The organism is Pseudoxanthobacter sp. M-2, assembly GCF_046156265.1.
In the GTDB taxonomy this organism is placed as follows: Bacteria; Pseudomonadota; Alphaproteobacteria; order Rhizobiales; family Segnochrobactraceae; genus CAMDHY01.
Genome location: NZ_JAWDIR010000047.1, coordinates 122,042 through 139,714, shown reverse-complemented (window position 1 = coordinate 139,714; position 17,673 = coordinate 122,042). Strand labels below are relative to the sequence as shown.

General features: G+C 70.6%; 16 protein-coding genes. 6 read left to right on the top strand and 10 right to left on the bottom strand.

Annotated elements, in window-relative coordinates:
- Window positions 1-12 precede the first annotated feature (12 nt).
- Both RUR49_RS24780 and RUR49_RS24775 read left to right on the top strand, forming a co-directional pair.
- Window positions 13-354 carry a DUF4169 family protein gene (locus RUR49_RS24780; protein ID WP_409149199.1) on the top strand — a complete coding sequence of 114 codons (342 nt, stop codon included), beginning with the start codon at window positions 13-15 and terminating at the stop codon, window positions 352-354.
- Between the two features lie 22 nt (window positions 355-376).
- Window positions 377-598 carry a ribbon-helix-helix domain-containing protein gene (locus tag RUR49_RS24775; protein ID WP_409149197.1) on the top strand — a complete coding sequence of 74 codons (222 nt, stop codon included), beginning with the start codon at window positions 377-379 and terminating at the stop codon, window positions 596-598.
- Window positions 599-784: 186 nt separating this feature from the next.
- Here RUR49_RS24775 and RUR49_RS24770 read toward each other — a convergent pair whose 3' ends face one another.
- The 3 genes from RUR49_RS24770 to RUR49_RS24760 all read right to left on the bottom strand — a co-directional run bounded on the left by RUR49_RS24770 (window position 785) and on the right by RUR49_RS24760 (window position 8,209).
- Window positions 785-2,917 carry an integrin alpha gene (locus RUR49_RS24770; RefSeq protein WP_409149196.1) on the bottom strand — a complete coding sequence of 711 codons (2,133 nt, stop codon included), beginning with the start codon at window positions 2,915-2,917 and terminating at the stop codon, window positions 785-787.
- A 125-nt stretch (window positions 2,918-3,042) separates the two neighbouring features.
- Complete coding sequence (locus RUR49_RS24765) at window positions 3,043-6,741, bottom strand: AsmA-like C-terminal region-containing protein (protein ID WP_409149194.1); 3,699 nt, start codon at window positions 6,739-6,741, stop codon at window positions 3,043-3,045.
- Window positions 6,742-6,793: 52 nt separating this feature from the next.
- Window positions 6,794-8,209 carry an FAD-linked oxidase C-terminal domain-containing protein gene (locus tag RUR49_RS24760; protein ID WP_409149192.1) on the bottom strand — a complete coding sequence of 472 codons (1,416 nt, stop codon included), beginning with the start codon at window positions 8,207-8,209 and terminating at the stop codon, window positions 6,794-6,796.
- Window positions 8,210-8,324: 115 nt separating this feature from the next.
- On the opposite strand from RUR49_RS24760, the gene RUR49_RS24755 reads away from it, so the two are divergent.
- Entirely contained in the window at window positions 8,325-8,819 is a 495-nt protein-coding gene (locus tag RUR49_RS24755) for a thioesterase family protein (RefSeq protein WP_409149190.1), read from the top strand.
- Here RUR49_RS24755 and RUR49_RS24750 read toward each other — a convergent pair.
- The gene (locus tag RUR49_RS24750; protein ID WP_409149188.1) at window positions 8,816-10,786 is read right to left on the bottom strand and encodes a RiPP maturation radical SAM C-methyltransferase; all 1,971 of its coding nucleotides are present in this window, start codon (window positions 10,784-10,786) and stop codon (window positions 8,816-8,818) included. The genes RUR49_RS24755 and RUR49_RS24750 overlap by 4 nt on opposite strands.
- Before the next feature lie 191 nt (window positions 10,787-10,977).
- Between RUR49_RS24750 and RUR49_RS24745 the strand changes: the two genes are divergently transcribed.
- Window positions 10,978-11,838: an AraC family ligand binding domain-containing protein gene (locus tag RUR49_RS24745; protein ID WP_409149187.1), complete on the top strand. Its 861-nt coding sequence runs from the start codon at window positions 10,978-10,980 to the stop codon at window positions 11,836-11,838.
- 27 nt (window positions 11,839-11,865) lie between these two features.
- Here RUR49_RS24745 and phbB read toward each other — a convergent pair whose 3' ends face one another.
- Together phbB and RUR49_RS24735 are read right to left on the bottom strand one after the other, a co-directional pair.
- Complete coding sequence (phbB, locus tag RUR49_RS24740) at window positions 11,866-12,594, bottom strand: acetoacetyl-CoA reductase (protein WP_409149185.1); 729 nt, start codon at window positions 12,592-12,594, stop codon at window positions 11,866-11,868.
- A gap of 179 nt (window positions 12,595-12,773) precedes the next feature.
- Window positions 12,774-13,955 (bottom strand): acetyl-CoA C-acetyltransferase, encoded by a 1,182-nt coding sequence (locus RUR49_RS24735; protein WP_409149183.1) that lies wholly within the window; start codon window positions 13,953-13,955, stop codon window positions 12,774-12,776.
- A 226-nt stretch (window positions 13,956-14,181) separates the two neighbouring features.
- On the opposite strand from RUR49_RS24735, the gene phaR reads away from it, so the two are divergent.
- On the top strand, window positions 14,182-14,805 hold the full coding sequence (gene phaR, locus RUR49_RS24730; RefSeq protein ID WP_409149181.1) for a polyhydroxyalkanoate synthesis repressor PhaR: 624 nt from the start codon (window positions 14,182-14,184) through the stop codon (window positions 14,803-14,805).
- A 4-nt stretch (window positions 14,806-14,809) separates the two neighbouring features.
- Window positions 14,810-15,244 carry a GlcG/HbpS family heme-binding protein gene (locus tag RUR49_RS24725; protein ID WP_409149336.1) on the top strand — a complete coding sequence of 145 codons (435 nt, stop codon included), beginning with the start codon at window positions 14,810-14,812 and terminating at the stop codon, window positions 15,242-15,244.
- Between the two features lie 33 nt (window positions 15,245-15,277).
- On the opposite strand, the gene RUR49_RS24720 is transcribed toward RUR49_RS24725, so the two are convergent.
- The 4 genes from RUR49_RS24720 to RUR49_RS24705 form a co-directional block, all read right to left on the bottom strand.
- Complete coding sequence (locus RUR49_RS24720; RefSeq protein WP_409149179.1) at window positions 15,278-15,775, bottom strand: phosphatidylglycerophosphatase A; 498 nt, start codon at window positions 15,773-15,775, stop codon at window positions 15,278-15,280.
- 147 nt (window positions 15,776-15,922) lie between these two features.
- Window positions 15,923-16,486 carry a periplasmic heavy metal sensor gene (locus RUR49_RS24715; protein WP_409149177.1) on the bottom strand — a complete coding sequence of 188 codons (564 nt, stop codon included), beginning with the start codon at window positions 16,484-16,486 and terminating at the stop codon, window positions 15,923-15,925.
- Window positions 16,483-16,917 (bottom strand): hypothetical protein, encoded by a 435-nt coding sequence (locus RUR49_RS24710; protein ID WP_409149176.1) that lies wholly within the window; start codon window positions 16,915-16,917, stop codon window positions 16,483-16,485. Before RUR49_RS24710 ends, RUR49_RS24715 begins: the two co-directional genes overlap by 4 nt.
- A gap of 5 nt (window positions 16,918-16,922) precedes the next feature.
- The gene (locus tag RUR49_RS24705) at window positions 16,923-17,657 is read right to left on the bottom strand and encodes an RNA polymerase sigma factor (RefSeq protein ID WP_409149174.1); all 735 of its coding nucleotides are present in this window, start codon (window positions 17,655-17,657) and stop codon (window positions 16,923-16,925) included.
- Between the last annotated feature and the right edge of the window lie 16 nt (window positions 17,658-17,673).

Sequence of the window (17,673 nt, the reverse complement as noted above, 5' to 3'; positions counted from 1 at the left end):
GAGGGACCGCCCGTGGCCGAGATCGTCAACCTCCGCCTCGCCCGAAAGCGCAAGGCCCGTGACGCGGCCGCCGAGGCCGCGGCACAGGCGCGGGCGGCGCATGGGCTGAGCAAGGCGGAGAAGACCCTCGCCCGCGCCCGCGCCGAGAAGGCCGAGCGCGATGTCGAGGCTCACCGCCTGGACGGCCCGGCAATTGGTTCGTCCCCTGGACCGGCCTCCGGGCCGACCTTCGGCCCGTCATCCGAACCGTCAGTTGGCCCGTCGGTTGGGGTCGCCTCTGACCGAGCAACTGGTCCGTCATCCGTTCCACCCGCCCCGCAGCCGCGCGACAGCGGCGCCCCGAAACCCGACTAGCCGCTAGCGTCCGGACGCCGCCATGCCGCTCGAGAAGCGATCACTGACGCTGGAAGGCCACCGCACCAGTCTGGCGCTCGAGCCGGAGTTCTGGGACGGCCTTGCTGAACTGGCAGCAATACGTGGGATGAGCCTTCCCCGCCTCGTCGCCGAGATCGACAGAGGCCGCGGGGAACGTGGATTGGCGTCTGCCGTTCGCGTGGCTGTCCTGTCGGCAAGACCGCAGGGGGTGCCGGCCGGCTAAGCCCGGAGACCGTCGCCGGCCCAGGCTTGAGGGTGCGACAGCCCCCTCCCCACTACCCTCCGGACTCCAAGGCAACACTCATCGGAGCCTGTGCACAGCGCCATCGGCCAGTCACTTCAGGCTGACCGATCGCGATCTTCTTTTCTCAAACGACTTAGAAGTAAACTACTGGAGATGAGCGCGCATCTATTTCTCCTGACGCACGCCGAATACAACGATCGCACGCGGCGTCCGCTTTCTTGGATACACGTAGGATGTACTCACCATGAAATCTTCGACGCCGTCGTCATTGAAGTCACCGGCGGGGCTGAGCGTCGTCCCGGCCGCGTCGCCATTGGCGCCACTGAACATCCGTCCTTCGTCATCAAATGCGGGGGTGATCGGCCAGACGGGGAGCTTCATCTTCCGCTGACCGAACGCGAGTTGAACCACGCCCTCGCTTTCGAAATCACTGATGAGGACATCGTCTCGACCATCGGCATTGACGTCGCCCGCACTGTTCATTGCCATACGGGCATACCCCAGCAGATTTGCGTAAGCGAACCCATCTTTGTTCTTCAGTTCGTCGATTTTCATCGACCCTTTACGGAACGTCCTGCCGCCATATAAAATAAAGGCATTGGCGCAGGCTTGACCGCAAGCGGCCAGATCATCGACGCCGTCGCCATTGAAGTCGCCAGCCGCCAGACTGGCCCCCAAATTCGCGCGCGGATCCGGGTGACCGAAGCGACCGTCAATCGTCAGGGCGTCGATGGCGTCGGCGGGCCGGTCGACAGAACCGGACTTCAGCTTTCCGGTCGGGCCGCCGAAAACGACGAGGATCCGACCGGCCGCCTCATAGAGGTCACCACGGCCTTCACCGGTGAACCGATAGCCGGCAGCGACGTCGGAAAAGCCGTCGCCGTTAAAGTCTCCGGCTGCGAGCGTCGGCGAGACGTCAGCCGAGCCGAAAAACCCGGTCACGTCGAAGCCGTCCTCGGCCCGGAAGTGCGCGAGATCGAGAACAGGCGGAAACCCCGTGTCGCGGCCGAAGACGATGGTCACACCGTTGTGCGGACGAGCCGGCTTCTCGTTGGGGCGCGCGGTGACCACGGCGATGTCGCCGAGCCCATCCCCATTCACGTCCCCCGCGCCGATGACCGTTCCACCGAGGCGGCTCCCGGCCCAGGGCCCGGCGATCCTGAAGCCGTTCGCCCCATCGAGGGTCTCGAGGTGCAGCGTCCGCGGCAAGTTCCCGCCACCGAAGACGACGTAGGCCACGCCGGCGTCCTCGCGACCCAGGGGCGACCCTGTCGGCCAGCCGATCAGGAGATCGTCAAATCCGTCGCCGTTTACGTCGCCGGCTCCGGAAACACTCAAGCCCATGTTGAAGGGGCGCCCCGGCGTCAGCAGTTCGACTGCCTGGCCTTCCTTGAGCGTATCGACATCGACGGGCGACTTCGGGAGTTTGGACGAACCGAAGACAAGATGGGCCTTGGCCTTCCAGGAGCCCGACACCTGAAGGATGAATGCACTCTCTCCCATCACGACGTCAGAGCGGCCATCACCGTTCACGTCGCCAGCCGAGGCGATTGAAAGTTGTGCGCCCTTGGGGCTGCTGGAACTGAAGAACTGAACGCCGGTATTGCCACCGATTTCAGCCAATTGCGTTCGGGGGAGAGATGCTTCGACGAAAAGCGTGACCCCGACTGCGCGACTGCGGTTGCCAGCGGCATCGACAAGCACGGCGCTGAAGTCGTGCAGTCCGGACGCCAGATCGACTTCCTTCCCCCATGAGCCACAGTTGCTGTCGACCCGGCCGATGGTTCGGCGGCCCCGGGTGAGGATCACTTCACCACACTCCGATGCGACACCGTCGAGGGACAGCCGTCCGGAATCGGCGATGTAGACCTTCGACTTGCCGTCCGCGGAGGTGAACCCCCGCGGGTAAGAAGGATAGAAAGTCGGAGGCTTCGGCGGCTTCGTATCGACAAGGACTCGAACCGGCTTGCTGACAAGCTTACCCGAGAGCGCATAGAGCGTGTAGAACCGGTCCGCGAGAGGACCGATCTTGCACGTCCAGGCGCCGGACTTCGAGGCCTTTGTCCTGCACAGGACGTTCTTGCCGTTGACGACCTCGACCATTGCACCAGCAGGCGCCTTGCCCAGAACCGACGGCTTGTCGAGATTGGTCCAACCGCTCTTGGGGCGAAGACCCGTATTCGATTTCGGATCAAGTTCGATCGTCACCGTGCTGGACGCCGCTCGGGCGGTATCCGGGACGACGGACAGGGTCTGCACACAAAGGATAGCCAGCGCGACTAGAGTTGGCTTGCGCATGTTGCGTCCGCGATACCGTTTGATGAAGCGGTGGGTCTCGTTTCAACCCTTACGCGAAATTTCGAGGCCGCGGCAAGATGCCAGCGCCGCCAGCCGCGAGGAAAAGTGTGACCGAAGCGTCGCCGCTACTGCGCCGGAGGAACCAGTTGCATCGGTTCCGCGGGCGCTTCTCGCGGTGAGGTGCCGTCGAGTGGCGGCTGCCCATCCCCCGCCTCGCGCACGAGGCGTTCCAACTCGAGGCGGTCCTGCTCGGCCTGCCGGCGGGCAGCCTCTTGCGCCGCCACCCGCTCTGCCTCTTCCTCAGCGCGCAGGCGCGCTTCCTCCTCCGCCCGCAGCCGCTCCTCCTCGGCGCGGCGCGCCGCCTCCTCGGCTTCGCGCCGCCGGCGCTCAGCGTCCTCGCGCAGGCGGCGAAGGTCGCGGTCGTGGCGCTGCAGTTCCCGGACCTCCGCCTCCAGCGCCTCGACGCGACGGGCCTCACGCTCGGATTCGCGCAGCGTCAGGAAGGCGACGAGCGGCGTGACGTCGAGCGAGCGCACGGGCGCCGCGATCGGGCCGGAAAAGCGCAGCGAGGCGGCGGGGTAGACGCCCTTGAGGTCGCGCTCGCCGGCGGCGACCGACAGCGTCCAGTCGGCCGACAGGGTCTGCGCCGCGAGGTCGACCGAGGCGGTGCCCCGCACCTCGGCGTCCGGTCTCTCGACGACGAGGCTCGGCAGGCGCAGCACGCCCGCCGCCACGGTGACGGAGCCGGACAGGTCGCCGAACACCAGCCGGCCCGCGCCAAAGCTCTCCTCGAAAACACGCCGCACCGACGGCTCGTCGAGCTTCAGGCCGTCGTCGGCGGCGGCGAGCGTGGTGGCGAAGGCCGCCGGGTCGACGGCGGCGATCGTCCCGTTGCGGATCGAGAACGAGCCGTTGCCGGCGAGCGTCGCGACCGTCGCGGCCGCCGAGCGTCCCTGGCCTTCGAGCTCGAGGGCGGCGTCGAGGGTGCCGGTCGCGACCGGTGCACCGTCGCGCTGCCAGACGAGCGACGACAGGTCGGCGTTGGTGACGGCGATACGGCCGCCGACCGTCGCGGCACCCCCCGCCTGGCGGATGGTCAGCGCGCCGTCGAGGCGACCGCCGGCGAAGCCGCCCGAGAGCTCCGATATGCGCATCCCCTCGGCGTCGAGCCGCAAGCGGCCACGGGCACCGCTGACCGGGAAGGCTCCGATGGCGAGACGATCGATCGCCAGCGACAGGTTGGCGTCGAGGCCATCGGCGATGCCGGGCGAGAACGCCCGCTGCGACCACCCCGCCTCCCCGCCGACCGGCGTGAAGGCGTCAGCGCCGAGGCCGAACTCGGCGAGCGTGGCGAGGTCCGCCTCGGCGAGCGTCAGGTCGCCCGTCAGCCGCGGCCGGCGGCCGGAGAGGTCGAGGGCGCCGTTGCCCGACACCGCGACGCCGGAAATTGTGCCCGAGACGCCCTGCAGCGACAGCCCGGTGCCGAGTCCCTCGATGCGGCCGTAGAGCTCGACCGGCAGGCCGCCCTCGAACAGAGGCACGATGCGGCCGAGCGCCAGGGCGACGTCCGTGAGGTCGGGGCTCGACAGGGCCGTTTCTAGGCTCGCTTCCATCGGACCGGTCTCCGGCAGCCGCACCCGTCCCTCGACGTCGAGCCGCGACGGGCCGGCTTCGAGATCGAGCGCCACGGTGAGCCCGTCGGCCGGCCGGCCTGTCGCGGTGAGCGACAGCCGCCCGTCGCCGCCGGCTGCGATCGGCAGCACCGGCACGCCGAGCTGGCCGAGCAGCCGCACGCCATCGACACCCGACGCCGTGGCCGCGACCTCGTAGGAGCCGGCGCGCCAGGCCGCCACGTCGCCCTCGAAACTGCCGGTGACGCCGACCTGGGCGCCGCCGGCGGTGCCCTTCAGCGTAAGCGTGGCCGAGACGCCGGACCCGTCCGGAGCGGCGGCGATGTCGGCGGTGAGGTCGGCCGGCGACAGCGACGGCGCCGCCCGCGCGAACGCCTCGGCGAAGGCGGTGCCGGGCGCAAGCTCCGCGATGAGGGCGGCGACGCCGTCGAGGCGCTGCGCGCCGAGCCTGGCCGTGATCGCCCCGGACGGCGTCGCGGCGAGGTCGGCGATGCGGCCGGAGGCGTCGACAGCGGCGCCGGCGAGGTCGTCGAGCCGCAGCCGCTCGATGGTCAGCGCCCCGTCGGCATGGGCGGCGACGAGGTCGAGGCCGCGGCCTGTGAAGCCGCGCACGCCCACCTCGTCGGCGCGCAGGCGCAGCGACAGGTCGCCGTCCACCGTGGCGATGAGGCCGGCCGGCGAGGCGCCGGCGACGAGGGTCGTCAAGGTCGTCAGGGCGTCGACGTCGAGACGCTCGCCGGCGAGTTCGAGATCGACGCCGCCGCGACCGCCGTCGCTCGACGGTCGCCAGGCGAAGCCGCCGGAGAGCGCCCGCCCGTCGTTGGCGATGGTGAGGTCGGAGAGGTCGATGCCACCGGCGGAGGCGCGCACGTCGGCGGAGACGGTGAGCGCGCCGGGCGCCGCCGAGCGGGCGGAGGCGGCGCGCCACCAGCCGGCGAGCACGCCCGGCTGTTCGGAGGCGAGGCGAACGCGGCCGTCGAAGCTCGGCGATCCTCGGGTCGACAGATCGCCGGAGAGCGACAGGGCGGAACGGCCGGGCAGCACCGCGTCGAGTGCGTCGATCCGCCAGCCGTCCGGCCGCGTTTCCGCCGAGAGCCGGACGTCCTGGATGACGCCGCCGCCGGCCACCACCGCCGCCGTGTCGAGCGTCACCCGGCCGGGGATCGGCGGTGCCGGCGCACCGGCGAGCGTCCCAACGAGGCTCGCGAGCGCCTCGGACGGCGGCGGCGGTGCGTCGAGCGAGGCCCCGGCCATGCGGTCTAGCTCGATCTGGCGCGCCGACAGCGCCGCGACGAAGCCGGCGCCGGTGCCGAAGGGGATCTCGAGCAGGCCGGTGAGGCCGAGGGCCCGGTCGGGCGGACCGTAGGAAACCGCGAGTTCCTGCATGGAGAAGCCGCGGGCGTCGAGCCGGAAGCGGCCCTCGCCGCGCGCCGGCGCTTCGGTCGGCGGCGGCTCCCCCTCCATTTGCGGCGGCAGCACGCGCACGGCGGCGACCGTTCCCTCGTAGACGGGCACGCCGTCCGGCGTGGTGACGATGCCGTCCGCCGTCACCGACGCCGGCCACAGCGCCGGCCAGAGCTCGGTCTGCACCTTCAGCGCACCCGAGCCGTCGGCGGCGCCGGTGGCGATGCGGAAGCGCGACTGCAGCCCGGAGACGCTGGCCGAGCCGTCGGCCTTGAAGGGGCCGAGCAGGCTGCGCGCCTCGAGCGTCATGTCGATGTCGTCGACCGTCAGCGGCCCGCCGCTGCGGCCGTCGTCGAGCTCGATGGTGCCGTCGGTGATGGTCACCCGGTCGAGCTTGACGTCCGCCGGATCGAGCGCCGCCGGATCGGCCGACAGGCCGAGGTCGCCAACCCGGCCTTCGGCGTCGAGCGCGAGCCGCAGCACCGGCGAGCCGATCTCGAGCGCCGTCACCTCGACCTCGCCGCGCAGCAGCGGCGCGAGCTCGATCTCGGCATAGACGCGCGCGGCCGAGGCGACGGGGTCGCCCTCCGGGCCGAGGCGAACGTCGGCGAGCACGATCGTCGGCGTCGGCAGGAGCTTCAGGTCCGCATCGCCGAGCACCCGCACGCGGGCGCCGAGCAGCCGCGTCGCCTGCCCCTCGATCTCCGCCCGGTAGGCCGACCAGTCGACGAAGTAGGGGCCGATCAGCGCTGCCACCAGCGCCAGGATGGCCGCCACCGCGATCGACATCAGGAACGCGTTCAGCAGGTCTCTCCGTCGCTGACGGCAGGGGCGCGCGCCGTCACGACGGCGCCACCACCTTGCCCGGATTGAGGATGCCGTCGGGGTCGAGGGCGCGCTTGATCGACCGCATCACCTCGAGCCCGGCGCCGAGCTCGCGAGGCAAGTACTTCATCTTGCCCTGGCCGATGCCGTGCTCGCCGGTGCAGGTGCCGTCCATGTCGATCGCGCGGATCGCCAGCCGCTCGAGGAAGGTCTCGGTCGCGGCCATCTCCGACACGCTGTTGCGGTCGACCAGCACCAGCACATGGAAGTTGCCGTCACCGGCGTGGCCGACGATGGTCGTCACCAGTCCGAGCGACCTGATGTCGGCCTGCGTCTCCGCCACGCAGTCGGCGAGGCGGGAGATCGGCACGCAGACATCCGTCGACAACCCCTCCGCCCCTGGCCGCAGCCCCCGGCCCGCCCAGTAGGCGTCGTGTCGGGCCTGCCAGAGACGCGTGCGGTCCTCCGCCCGCGTCGCTGACGCGAACGGGCCGCCGCCGAACTCGGCGGCGATCTCGCCGAACAGCGCCACCTGCTCGGTGACGCCCGCCTCGGTGCCGTGGAACTCGACGAACAGCGTCGGTCGCTCCGGCAGGTCCATCTTGGAATAGAGGTTGGTGGCGCGGATGGCGTCCTCGTCGAGGAGCTCGATGCGCGCGACCGGGATGCCAGACTGGATGGTGGCGATGACGGTCTGGCAGGCCTCGTCGACCGAACCGAACGGGCAGACCCCGGCGGCGACCGCCGGCGGGATGCCCTGCAGCCGCAGCGTCAGCTCGGTGATGATGCCGAGGGTGCCCTCCGAACCGACCAGCAGCCGGGTCAGGTCGTAGCCAGCGGACGTCTTGCGGGCCCGCCGGGTGGTGCGCACGATCGTGCCGTCGGCCATCACCGCGGTGAGCGAGATGACGTTGTCGCGCATCGTGCCGTAGCGCACGGCGTTGGTGCCGGACGCCCGCGTCGCCGCCATGCCGCCGAGGCTCGCGTCGGCACCGGGGTCGATCGGAAAGAACAGGCCGCTGTCGCGCAGGTGCTCGTTCAGCCGCTTGCGCGTCACGCCCGCCTGTACCGTGCAGTCGAGGTCCTCCGGGTGGACGGCCAGCACGGCGTCCATGCGCGACAGGTCGATGCAGACGCCGCCATGGGGGGCGTTGACGTGGCCCTCGAGCGAGGTGCCGGTGCCGAACGGGATCACCGGCACGCGGTGCTCGGCGCAGATCCGGACGATCTCGGACACTTCCTCGGTCGAAAGCGCGAAGGCGACCGCGTCCGGCGGCTGGTTCGGCAGCCAGGTCAAAACGTTGGCGTGCTGCTCGCGGACGGTGGCATTGACCGTCAGCCGGTCTCCCAGCCGCTGGCCGATCGACGCGATCGCCCGGGCGACCGCCTCGTCACCGGTCTTGCTCCTCGCCTGCACCACCGCCGCGACCATTCCCGAGACCTCGTGCCCGTCGTTGACGGCACCCTAGCAAAATGCATCCCTGCGGCCAAAGCCGGGCCGCGCGCCCGCCCCGACGCCGCCCGCCGAAACGTCCGAGCCGAACCCGATGTCCGCAGCCGAATCCGCGAGCCCCTTCCGGCCGCCGCCGCAGACGGTGGAGGATCAGTGGCTGGACTTCAACGGCCACATGAACATGGCCTTCTACAACGTGGCGTTCGACCGCAACCTCGACGCCTTCTTCCGGCACCTCGGCATCGGCGAGCACTACGGCGAGGCGCGGCGGCTGTCCTTCTTCACCGCCGAGGTGCATGTCGTCTACAAGCGCGAGCTGCCGCCGCGGGCGCCGATCGAAAGCGCCATCCGCCTCGCCGGTCTCGATCCGAAGCGCATCGTCATGTTCGGCGAGCTCTATCACGGGACGGAGGGGTACCTGTCGGCGACGTCGGAGCAGTTGCTCCTGCACGTCCACCTCGACGAGCGGCGCGTCGTGCCGATCCCGGACGACGTCTTCGCGATCCTCAAGGCAGAATACGACCGCACCGCCGTGCTCGGGCGGCCGGATGCCCTCGGCCGCTCGGTCATGCGGCTCGACCCGGGCTAGACGGCGAGCGAGATTTCCGGCCGCCGCTCGACCCGCCCGGCCGTCCGCCGGCCGGCCGCCTCGGCCCGCAACGCTTCCCCCGCCTCGCTGTCCGCCATCGGCCCCTCGCGCAATTCGCACGCGAGGAAGAGGTGGAAGCCGTCGTGGCGGATCATCAGCCTGTCCTCGATGAGCCGCCCGATCACGTCCTCGAGCCCGTCCTCGTCGATCGCAAGGCCGGCCTCGCGCACGGATGCGAGGATCTGGTGGCTCTTCACCACCTGATCGCAGGCGAGGCAGACGGCGCGCTCGAGGTCGTCCAGGCGATGCAGCGGCCGCACGGCGGCGGCGCGGGTGTCGGCGACGAGGAGGCCGTCGCCGCAGTCGAGAAAGGCGAGGATCGGCTTCGACCTCTGCCCCGCCGTCATCCAGGCGAGCACCTGCCTGCGCAGCGGCTCGATGTAGGGGCTCTGGTCCTCGGGCGGGTCCCAGTCGAAGTTGTAGGCGAGTTGCTCGACGAGCTCCGGCGCGACGTTGTGGACGAGGGCGTAGACGGGACGGGGCCTGAGGTTCTTCACGCCGAAATGCTCGGCCTGGGTGAACAGCGGGCTGTAGCGCTGGATGCGGACGTCGATCAGCCCGCCCGGTGGCGAGAGATGGGTCAGGAGCGGCACCCATTCCGTCTGGCGGTGGTAGAAGGCCGCCTGATCGAAGGGGAAGCCGTAGAGGATCGACCACCGCGCGCGGATGTCGAGCTCGCACGCCCACTTCAGCATCTGGATATTGCGCAGGCCGGTGACGCCTTTGCGCATCAGCGTCAGCACTTCGTCGGCGAGGCTCTCGACGCCCGGCTGGATGGCGTTGACACCCGCCCGGGCGAGCGCGCCGAGCTGGTCCTTGCGGATGTTGGACTTCAGCGAAAAATACAGGTTCGGCCGCCGCGGCAGGGCCGCGAGCTTGTCGGTGATGGAGCCGATCACGCGCAGGTCGAGGATGTCGTCGGTCGCGAAGAACTGCATGCCGGGATGGCGCTCGTTGAGATGGACGATCTCCTCGTAGAGCCGCTCCGGGTTCTTCGCGCGATAGTGGATCGAGTGGTTGAGGGAGCAGAACACGCAGTGCTGCTTCTGGCCCCACCAGCAGCCGCGCGATCCCTCGAAGGGCAGCAGGGTCGGCCCCTCGCCGCCGTCCGGCCAGGCGGCGAAGAAATCGTCGTAGTGCGGGTACGGAAGGTCGTCCAACTTCGGCTCGGGAGCGACGCCGGGATCGGCCGGCGGAGCCGTGTCGGTCGCATCGCCGCGCCAGTAGACGCCGGGGATGCGGATGTCCCGCCGCCCTTCCCCGAGCTCCTGCAGGAGGCGCGGGAAGGCGATCTCGCCCGGGCCGACGACGACGGCGTCGAACTCGGGATAGGCGCGGAACATCGCCTCCCCCATCGGCGCGCTGCAGTTCGCGCCGCCGAGCACGAAGATGGCGTCCGGCAGGATCTCCCGCAGCCGCCGGGCCAGCGCGACCGACGACATCTGCTGCTGGAAAGTGCTGCTGAAGCCGACCACCCGCGGGGCGAGCCGGGCGATCCGCTGCGCCGCTTCCTCGACGAGGTCCGCCGCGATCGGCAACGCCTTCTCGACGATGCGGCGGAGTTCCTCCCGCTGGCGCGGTGCGATGCTCACGTCCGACAGCGCCAGGTAATCCTCGATCGTGCCGACCGGGTCGACGACCCGGGAGAACAGCCAGTCACCGAGCGACAGCTTGCCGAAGGCATAGACGATCAGGTCGTAGTCACGCTCGCCGACGCGGTTGAAGAACTCGAGGATCGGATACTCAACGCGGACCGTCGTGCCGCTCTGGCGCAGCACCTCCGCGAGCACCGAGAGCCCCAGCGACGGCATCTTGGCCGGGCCGAACGGCATCATCACGAGGACGACGTGAGGTTCTGTGCCGGTTCGGCGAACCGCGGCGGCAGTGCCTGCTACGAGTGCGTCCATCGTGGCTTGCTCATTGCGATGTGCCCCCGCGGAGGCAGTCTAATCGCTGCAGCCGCAGGATGAAACCGTCGACGAGGGACGTGCGGGGCGCGCAGTGGCTGTTCCAGGGGCGCGGGCCACCTCGCGCTTGCCAGGCTCAAGCGCCCGTGTGACACGAGGCGCGGGAAATGGCCCCGGCGAGGAGGGTCGCGGTGGGAATCGTCACGCAGCCGCAGGCGCTGAAGGAGGCGCCGCTCGGCCAGGGCGACCGCGCCCGCTTCTTCCGGGCGCCGCGCCAGCGTGACCTCGAGTGCCTGACGGCGCGCTTCCGCAGCCACGTCTACGCGCCGCACAGCCACGACACGTTCGTCGTCGGCATCATCGAGGCGGGCTGCGAGACCTACCGGCTGCGCGGCGAGCGCCACTATGCCGGCCCCGGCGATCTGTGCTTCGTCAATCCCGGCGACGTCCACGACGGCGAGCCGTTCGGCGACGCCTATGCCTACCGCATGACCTATCCGACGGTCAGTCTGCTGGAGGCGCTGGCCGAGGACGCCGGCGAGAAGCGATCGTCCGGCGCGCTGCACTTTCCGGTGGGACGGGTGCGCGACCCCGAGCTCGCCGCGGCCTTCGCGGCCGCCCATCGCAGCGCCGAGGGTCGCACCGACGCGCTCGAGAGCGACGAGCGGCTGCACCGCGTCTTCACGGCACTGATCCGCCGGCACGCCACTGGGGCTCCGACGCCGGCGACCATCGACGACGAGCCCGGCCCGATCCGCCGCGCCATCGCCTATCTCGACGCGCACTTCAGCGAGGACGTCGATCTCGAGACGCTCGCGGTCGCCGCCGGGGTGCCGCGCACCCGGCTGATCCGCGCCATGAAGCGGCAGACCGGCCTGACGCCGCACGCCTTCCTGACCGATCGGCGCGTGCGCGCCGCCCGCGCCCTGCTGGCCGGCGGGGAGACCCCCGCCGCCGTCGCCGCGGCCTGCGGCTTCTATGACCAGAGCCACCTCAACCGCGCCTTCAAGGCGCGCATCGGCGTCACCCCCGGCGCGTTCCGCCGGCCGTGAGGCGGCGGAACCCGGTGCCGGCTGCACTCAGCCGTTGGCGATGTACTGCGCGCCGTTCACCGTCATCACCGAGCCGGTGACGAAGGCCGCCTGCTCGGAGGCGAGATAGACGACCATCGAGGCGATTTCCTCGGCCTTGCCGAGACGGCCGACCGGGATCGTGGCGATGATCGATTCCAGCACCTTCGGCGGCACCGCCTGCACCATCTCGGTGTCGATGTAGCCGGGGCAGATGCAGTTCACCGTGATGCCCTTGCGCGCGTTCTCCTGCGCGAGCGCCTTGGTGAAGCCGATGATGCCGGCCTTCGCCGCCGAATAGTTGGTCTGGCCGGCCTGGCCCTTCTGGCCGTTGATCGACGAGATGTTGATGATGCGGCCGTAGTTGCGGTCGCGCATGCCCTCGATCAGCGGCCGCGTCATGCAGAACATCGAATCGAGGTTGGTGCGGATGACGGCCGACCACTGGTCGAAGGTCATCTTGTGCAGCGTGCCGTCGCGGGTGATGCCGGCGTTGTTGACGAGCACGTCGACCGGGCCGAGCTCGGCCTCAACGGCCTTCACGCCCGCCGCCGCCGCCTCCGGGTCGGACACGTCGAAGCGGAAGACGGAGATCCCCGTCTCCGCCTTGAAGGCCTCCGCCTTCTCGACGTTGCCGGCATAGTTCGCGGCGACCGTGAAGCCCGCCGCCTTGAGACCGGTGGAGATCGCCGCGCCGATGCCGCGCGTACCGCCGGTGACAAGTGCAACCCTCGCCATATCCTCTTCCCTCTCTGGCGGTTTTCCGCCTTTTGACGCGAGGCCGCGGTCCCCCCGCCGCCCCGCCCGAACGACTTCCTCCGGTCTGCACGCCCGCCTTTACGCGAAGCGCGCAGCGACGTCCTTGGGATGGATCAATCGGGCCGCGCGGCCGATGGCGGCGCGGCCCGGCGGAACGCTCAGTCCCGCGCCACGCACATCGCCACGCCCATGCCGCCGCCGATGCAGAGCGTGGCGAGGCCCTTCTTGGCGTCGCGGCGCTGCATCTCGTGCAGCAGCGTGATCAGGATGCGGGTGCCGGAGGCGCCGATCGGATGGCCGATGGCGATGGCGCCGCCGTTGACGTTGACGATGTCGGGGTTCCAGCCGAGGTCCTTGTTGACGGCGCAGGCCTGCGCCGCGAAGGCCTCATTCGCCTCGACGAGATCGAGGTCGCCGATCGACCAGCCGGCCTTCTCGAGCGCGCGGCGCGAGGCCGGGATCGGGCCGGTGCCCATCAGCGACGGCTCGACGCCGGCGGTCGCCCACGAGACGATGCGGGCGAGCGGCTGCACGCCGCGCTTCGCGGCCTCGCTCTCGCGCATCACCACAACCGCCGCGGCGCCGTCGTTGATGCCCGAGGCGTTGCCGGCGGTCACGGTGCCTTCCTTGTCGAAGGCCGGGCGCAGCTTGGCGACGGCATCCATGGTGGTACCGTGGCGGATGTACTCGTCGGCGTCGACGACCTTGTCGCCCTTGCGGTCCTTGATGGTGACCGGGACGATCTCGTCCTTGAAGCGCCCGTCCTTGTGCGCCGCCTCGGCCTTGTTCTGCGAGGCGACGGCGAACTGGTCCTGGTGCTCGCGGGTGATCTGGAAGTGCTTGGCGACGTTCTCCGCCGTCGTGCCCATGTGGTAGCCGTGGAAGGCGTCCCACAGGCCGTCCTTGATCATCGTGTCGATGAAGGAGACGTCACCCATCTTGTGGCCGGCACGCAGGTACTGGGCGTGCGGCGACAGCGTCATGTTCTCCTGGCCGCCGGCGACGACGATCTTGGCGTCGCCGGTCGCGATCTGCTGCATCGCAACAGCGACGGTGCGCAGGCCCGAGCCGCACACCTGGTTGAGCAGCCAGGCGGTGGTGCCGACCGGCAGGCCGGCGCCCATCGACGCCTGGCGGGCGGGGTTCTGGCCTTGAGCGGCGGTCAGCACCTGGCCGAGGATCACCTCGTCGACCTCCTCGGGCGCCACTTTCGCCCGCGCCACCGCCTCCTTGATGGCGGCGGCGCCGAGGACGTGCGCCGGCACCGTCGAAAAGGATCCGTTGAACGCGCCGACGGCGGTCCGCGCCGCAGCGGCGATCACGATTGCGTCCTGAGCCATGGTCTTGCGCTCTCCCGTCCGTTCGGCCTCCAGGAGGCCGGCGCATTGCAGTGTGGGCCATGTCGGCGGCCCTCGCTTTGCGGCCGATCAAGACGGAGCCTCCCGACGCTGTCAACCGCAGCGCGGCAGCTTGTGTGCACTGCCGAGAAAGCGGTAGCCACCCGCCGCCGGAGACCCTATCGTGCCGAAAAAAGCAGGAGAGAAACCGTTACTTGGAGTGTGATCAGTGGCACGTCCCGTCACCAAGTCCGATCAGCCGACGATCATCAAGAAGTACGCCAACCGTCGGCTCTACAACACCGGCACGAGCACGTATGTCACCCTCGAAGACCTCGCCTCCATGGTGAAGAGCGAGGAGGACTTCATCGTCTATGACGCCAAGTCCGGCGAAGACATAACCCGGCCGGTGCTGACGCAGATCATCTTCGAGCAGGAAGGCAAGGGACACAACCTGCTGCCGACCACCTTCCTGAGGCAACTGATCCGGTTCTATGGCGACTCGCTGCAGAACATGGTGCCGAGTTACCTCGAATACATGATGTCGTCCCTCACTCGCGACCAGGACCAGTACCGCTCGCAGATCGCCAAGGCCTTCGGCACCAACCCGTTCGGCACCTCCGCCTTCGGAATGATGGAGGATCAGGTGCGCCGCAACACCGAGATCTTCGATCGCGCCATGCGGATGTTCCTGCCGTTCGGCGCAACCGGCGGGGCCGGGGGCGAGGCCGAGCGCGGCGGTGGAGGCGGCGAGGCGCGCCCGGCGCCCGGCGCCACCGACCTCGACGACCTGAAGCGCCAGCTCAGCGACATGCAACGCCGGCTCGACACCATCGCCGGCGACAAGAAGTGAGAGCCTGCCGATGCTGACCCTCTCCGTCGCCCGCACCATCATCGACGCCGCCTTCGACCGCGCCGCCGAGCTCGGACTGAAGCCGCTCGCCGTTGCCTGCCTCGACGGCGGCGGCCACCTCGTCGCCTGCCTGCGCCAGGACACCTACGCGATCCTGCGCTCGGAGATCGCGATCGGGAAAGCCTACGGCGCGCTCGCCGTCGGCCAGGGCTCGCGCTGGCTCGCCGCCGCCGCGATGGAGCGCCCGCATTTCGTCGGTGCCCTGAGCGACCTGTCGGGTGGGAAGATCGTTCCGGTGCCCGGCGGCGTGCTGGTGAAGACGGCGGACGGGATCGTGCTCGGCGCTGTCGGCATCTCCGGCGACACCTCCGACAACGACGAGATCTGCGCTGTCGCCGGCATCACCGCCGCGGGTCTGGTCGCCGATACTGGCGCCTGACGGGCGAGGCCGGCGCTCGCGCCGCGGCGCGCCTTAGGCAAACCGCTGCCACACCAGCCGCACCAGCCTCACCGCGAGCCCGAGGGCGATGGCAACGACGAGATCGTCGCCCATCACGCCCCATCCACCCGGAAGGGCCTCCGTTTCCGAGAACGGCCACGGCTTCAGCCGGTCGAGCGCCAGGAAGGCGATGCTGAACACGGCAAGCGGAACGAGTGCCATCCGCCCGGCGATCGCTGCGCCCGCGAGCACCCCCACCAACTCGTCGACGACGATGCGCCGGTCGTCGCTCGAGCCGGTGGCCGCCGACCACGCCTCCGCCGCCCACCATCCCGCCGCTGCGAGGACGACAAGGGCGACCCCGGTCGCCGGTCGCTCCCCCATCCGGTTGAAGACGACGATGAGCGGAAAGGCGATCGTCAGCGCGAGTCCCGCCCGCAGCGGCTCGACGAGGCCGGCTCCGAGGACCGTCGCAACGAGAAGGGTCGCCGCTCCGACGTCCGGGACCGGGGTGACCGACAGCATGTCCATCGCGGCAGGAAGACCTCGGTTTCATCCACCGGCGCAGCACCGGCGAGGCGCCATGTGGGCACCGGTGGCGAACTGCGCAGCCGCCCGCGGCAAGATGCGCCGCCGCGGCGATCGACGGGCGATGACCGTCACGGGTCGGGTCGGGCGCTAGTTCGCCGGTGACGACGTGTCGGCGGCGCCGTCCGGCGCCGGCCCGTCTCCCGCCGCTCCGTCAGTGTCCCCCTGGGACCCGTCGCGGCCGTCGCGCGGCCCGCGGCCGCCGCGGTCCTTGCGCCGGTCCTCGCCCTTGCGGCCGCGCTCGATCTCCGCCCGCTCGCCGGCGGGGGCTGCGGCGATCACCCGCTCGAGAACCGCGTGGCCCCCCTCCTGCAGCCGCGTCACCGCCGCCCGCTCGGCAGCCAGAGCCGTCGCCAGCCGCGTCGCGTCGAACGGATCGGCGCGCATGGCATCGAAGCTCTCGCGGCGCGCGCGCCGCAGCTCGCGCAGGCGGTCGCGGAAGTCGGCCCGATCGGCCTGCATCTCCGCCTTCAGCGCGCTGCGGATCGGGGGAGGATAACCGTGGCCGCCGAGCAGGATGCCGCGGTCGAGCGCCGGCACCGGGCCGTCGCGCGACGCTTTCGCCATCATGTAGCCGCCGAGGAAGACGTTCGCCGCGAGCGACAGCCCGAGGGCGGCGACGACGACCGCGGCGGTGGTTCCGCGGATGATCACAGCATCTCCCCGATCAGTGTCTCGCCGTCGTCGGCACCGCCCAGCACGAACACGGCGATGTCGGTGCCGTCCTCGACCGGCAGCACCGGCGCCACGAGGCCGACGGCGACGCCGGCGACGAGGCAGAGGGTCAGCGCCGTCGCGGACGCGAAGGCAAGCCGGCGGGTGAAGCGGAAGGCGGTCTCACGCACGCCGACCTCGCCGTCGATACGGCCGATGACGCGGCCGACGAAGGCCGCGTCGAGCGGCGGCGCGGCGGTGGCGGCGACGACCAGTCGCTCGAGCCGCTGCGTCTCCTCGAAGAGGCGGACCGCAGCGGGATCGCTGGCGAGCAGCGCTTCGGCCGCCGCGCGCACGTCGGCGGGCCAGCGGCCCTTCGCGGCGCCGTAGCGGTCGAGCAGGTCGCGGAAGGCCGCGAGGCTGAGGCTCATGCCGGTCATCGCCCACTGTCCCCTGTTGTTCTTGCGTGGCTGTTCTCGCGCACCGAAAGCCGCTCGCGCAACGTGCGGCGGGCGCGCACCAGCAGTTGCTCGGCCGCCCCCAGCGAGACGCCGAGCGCGTCGGCGATCTCGGCGTTCGACTTCTCGCCGTCGGAGGCGAGCAGGATCGCCGCCCGCTGACGCGCCGGCAGCGTCCGGATGTCGTCGAGCACCGCCGAGAGCGTGCGCCGGCCCTCGAGATCACGCTCCGCCCCGACCGCCGTCTCGCGGACCTCGGCGGCATCCTCCAGGCCCACCAGTCGGCGCAACTTGCGCCGCCGCTCCAGGTCGATGCAGCGGTTGATGGCGATGCGGGTGATCCAGCTCGACACCTTGACGCCGCGCGCCTCGAAGCGGCCGGCGGTGCGCCAGACCGTAAAGAACGTCTCCTGCACCACGTCGTCGGTATCGGCCGCCGCCGCCGAGTAGCCGCTCGCGAGCGCGCGCAGCCGCGGCCCGTGGCGACGGACCAGCTGCGCCAGCGCGCGCTGGTCACCACCGGCGACGGCGGCGATCAGCGGCAGGTCGGGATCGTCTGGCTCGACGGCTGACAGCTCGGCCCCCCGGCCGGCCACCGGGCCGGACCCTCGAAACGTCGCGGTGGCACTCGCCCTAACCGACGGCGTGCCGACGAACAAGCCGTGAGCGGCGACATCCAGGCTCGCGGCTGCGGTCGCAACGGTGCGGAGCATGCGAAGTTCCATTTCC

Coding starts and splice junctions, on each gene's coding strand:
- RUR49_RS24710 (WP_409149176.1), bottom strand. CDS start 16,917: ATGAGCCTCAGCCTCGCGGCCTTCCGCGACCTGCTCGACCGCTACGGC.
- RUR49_RS24770 (WP_409149196.1), bottom strand. CDS start 2,917: ATGCGCAAGCCAACTCTAGTCGCGCTGGCTATCCTTTGTGTGCAGACC.
- RUR49_RS24760 (WP_409149192.1), bottom strand. CDS start 8,209: ATGGTCGCGGCGGTGGTGCAGGCGAGGAGCAAGACCGGTGACGAGGCG.
- RUR49_RS24755 (WP_409149190.1), top strand. CDS start 8,325: ATGTCCGCAGCCGAATCCGCGAGCCCCTTCCGGCCGCCGCCGCAGACG.
- RUR49_RS24735 (WP_409149183.1), bottom strand. CDS start 13,955: ATGGCTCAGGACGCAATCGTGATCGCCGCTGCGGCGCGGACCGCCGTC.
- RUR49_RS24720 (WP_409149179.1), bottom strand. CDS start 15,775: ATGGACATGCTGTCGGTCACCCCGGTCCCGGACGTCGGAGCGGCGACC.
- RUR49_RS24750 (WP_409149188.1), bottom strand. CDS start 10,786: ATGGACGCACTCGTAGCAGGCACTGCCGCCGCGGTTCGCCGAACCGGC.
- RUR49_RS24705 (WP_409149174.1), bottom strand. CDS start 17,657: ATGCTCCGCACCGTTGCGACCGCAGCCGCGAGCCTGGATGTCGCCGCT.
- RUR49_RS24765 (WP_409149194.1), bottom strand. CDS start 6,741: ATGTCGATCGCGGTGGCGGCCATCCTGGCGCTGGTGGCAGCGCTGATC.
- RUR49_RS24775 (WP_409149197.1), top strand. CDS start 377: ATGCCGCTCGAGAAGCGATCACTGACGCTGGAAGGCCACCGCACCAGT.
- phbB (WP_409149185.1), bottom strand. CDS start 12,594: ATGGCGAGGGTTGCACTTGTCACCGGCGGTACGCGCGGCATCGGCGCG.